The sequence below is a fragment of the Rhodococcus sp. O3 genome (assembly GCF_048897285.1).
Lineage (GTDB): Bacteria > Actinomycetota > Actinomycetes > Mycobacteriales > Mycobacteriaceae > Rhodococcus.
Genome location: NZ_JBMBTE010000255.1, coordinates 1 through 3,105 on the forward strand (window position 1 = coordinate 1; position 3,105 = coordinate 3,105).

Below are 3,105 nucleotides of genomic sequence, written 5' to 3' on the forward strand. Positions count from 1 at the left end.
TGTTTCAGATACCGCACAGTGGACGCGTAGCTTCTTCGTGGTAAGTCCTCGGCCTATTAGTACCAGTCACCTGCACACATTACTGTGCTTCCAGTTCTGGCCTATCAACCCGGTGGTCTGCCGGGGGCCTTACCCCCTCGAGGGGGTGAGAAACCTCATCTTGGAACAGGCTTCCCGCTTAGATGCTTTCAGCGGTTATCCCTTCCGAACGTAGCCAACCAGCAGTGCCCCTGGCGGGACAACTGGCACACCAGAGGTTCGTCCGTCCCGGTCCTCTCGTACTAGGGACAGCCTTCCTCAAGTTTCTAACGCGCGCGGCGGATAGAGACCGAACTGTCTCACGACGTTCTAAACCCAGCTCGCGTGCCGCTTTAATGGGCGAACAGCCCAACCCTTGGGACCTACTCCAGCCCCAGGATGCGACGAGCCGACATCGAGGTGCCAAACCATCCCGTCGATATGGACTCTTGGGGAAGATCAGCCTGTTATCCCCGGGGTACCTTTTATCCGTTGAGCGACACCGCTTCCACATGCCGGTGCCGGATCACTAGTCCCGACTTTCGTCCCTGCTCGACCTGTCAGTCTCACAGTCAAGCTCCCTTGTGCACTTGCACTCGACACCTGATTGCCAACCAGGCTGAGGGAACCTTTGGGCGCCTCCGTTACATTTTGGGAGGCAACCGCCCCAGTTAAACTACCCACCAGGCACTGTCCCTGAACCAGATCATGGTCCGAGGTTAGATGTCCAATACGATCAGAGTGGTATTTCAACAACGACTCCACGACCACTGGCGTGGCCGCTTCACAGTCTCCCACCTATCCTACACAAACCGAACCGAACACCAATACCAAGCTATAGTGAAGGTCCCGGGGTCTTTTCGTCCTGCCGCGCGTAACGAGCATCTTTACTCGTAATGCAATTTCGCCGAGTCTGTGGTTGAGACAGCAGAGAAGTCGTTACGCCATTCGTGCAGGTCGGAACTTACCCGACAAGGAATTTCGCTACCTTAGGATGGTTATAGTTACCACCGCCGTTTACTGGGGCTTAAATTCTCAGCTTCGCCACCGAAATGGCTAACCGGTCCTCTTAACCTTCCAGCACCGGGCAGGCGTCAGTCCGTATACATCGTCTTACGACTTCGCACGGACCTGTGTTTTTAGTAAACAGTCGCTTCTCTCTGGTCTCTGCGACCACCCCCAGCTCACGGAGCAAGTCCGGTCACCGGGGCTGGTCCCCCTTCTCCCGAAGTTACGGGGGCATTTTGCCGAGTTCCTTAACCACAGTTCTCTCGATCGCCTCGGTATTCTCTACCTGACCACCTGTGTCGGTTTGGGGTACGGGCCGTGTACCAACTCACTAGAGGCTTTTCTCGGCAGCATAGGATCACTGAATTCCCCTCAACGGGTACGCATCACCTCTCAGGCTTATATGAGACGCGGATTTGCCTACGTCTCGCCCTACCGGCTTACACCAGGTATTCCACCACCTGGCCCAGCTACCTTCCTGCGTCACCCCATCGCTTGACTACTACAGCCGGGGTCCCGTGCAGCCAGCCCGCCGACTCCCGAAGGAGACGACAAACCTTTTGGACGGTTAGCACAACTGATTCGCCATTGGGCGCGGATACACGGGTACGGGAATATCAACCCGTTGTCCATCGACTACGCCTGTCGGCCTCGCCTTAGGTCCCGACTCACCCTGGGCGGATTAACCTGGCCCAGGAACCCTTGGTCATTCGGCGGACGAGTTTCTCACTCGTCTTTCGCTACTCATGCCTGCATTCTCACTCGCGCAGCCTCCACACCTGGATCACTCCGGCGCTTCCACGGCTGCACGACGCTCCCCTACCCACCCACACACCTGGCTCCACCCCCGTAGAGGTGAAGCGGGCTTGTGTGAGTGCCGCGGCTTCGGCGGTGTACTTGAGCCCCGCTACATTGTCGGCGCAGAACCACTTGACCAGTGAGCTATTACGCACTCTTTCAAGGGTGGCTGCTTCTAAGCCAACCTCCTGGTTGTCTCAGCGATCCCACATCCTTTTCCACTTAGTACACGCTTAGGGGCCTTAGCCGGCGATCTGGGCTGTTTCCCTCTCGACTACGAAGCTTATCCCCCGCAGTCTCACTGCCGCGCTCTCACTCACCGGCATTCGGAGTTTGGCTGATTTCGGTAAGCTTGTGGGCCCCCTAGACCATCCAGTAGCTCTACCTCCGGTGAGAAACACGCGACGCTGCACCTAAATGCATTTCGGGGAGAACCAGCTATCACGGAGTTTGATTGGCCTTTCACCCCTACCCACAGCTCATCCCCTCAGTTTTCAACCTAAGTGGGTTCGGGCCTCCACGACGTCTTACCGTCGCTTCACCCTGGCCATGGGTAGATCACTCCGCTTCGGGTCTAGAACATGCCACTACAGACGCCCTATTCGGACTCGCTTTCGCTACGACTACCCCACACGGGTTAACCTCGCGACATGCCACTAACTCGCAGGCTCATTCTTCAAAAGGCACGCCATCACCCCCAGCAGCAAGCTGCTCGAAGGCTCTGACGGATTGTAAGCGCACGGTTTCAGGTACTATTTCACTCCCCTCCCGGGGTACTTTTCACCTTTCCCTCACGGTACTAGTCCGCTATCGGTCACCAGGGAGTATTCAGGCTTATCGGGTGGTCCCGACAGATTCACACCAGATTTCACGGGCCCGGTGCTACTTGGGTATTCACATCGACAGTCACCATGTTTTCGTCTACGGGATTCTCACCCTCTACGACAGGCCGTTCCAGACCACTTCGACTAACACGATGATTTCTTACTGTCGGCCGGTCCGGCAGAACCGACACAATGAACCCCACAACCCCACGACCACAACCCCTGCCGGGTATCACATGACCATGGTTTAGCCTCTTCCGCTTTCGCTCGCCACTACTCACGGAATCACATGTTGTTTTCTCTTCCTGTGGGTACTGAGATGTTTCACTTCCCCACGTTCCCTCCACACACCCTATATATTCAGATGCGGGTAACACGACATCACTCGTGCTGGGTTTCCCCATTCGGAAATCCTCGGATCACAGCTCGGTTGACAGCTCCCCGAGGCATATCGCAG

Annotated in this window: 1 rRNA gene; it reads right to left on the minus strand. The window is 56.5% G+C overall.

From position 1 onward, the window contains the following. Positions 1-36: 36 nt before the first annotated feature. Positions 37-3,105 (minus strand): 23S ribosomal RNA (locus ACN675_RS28535); the annotation flags it as partial.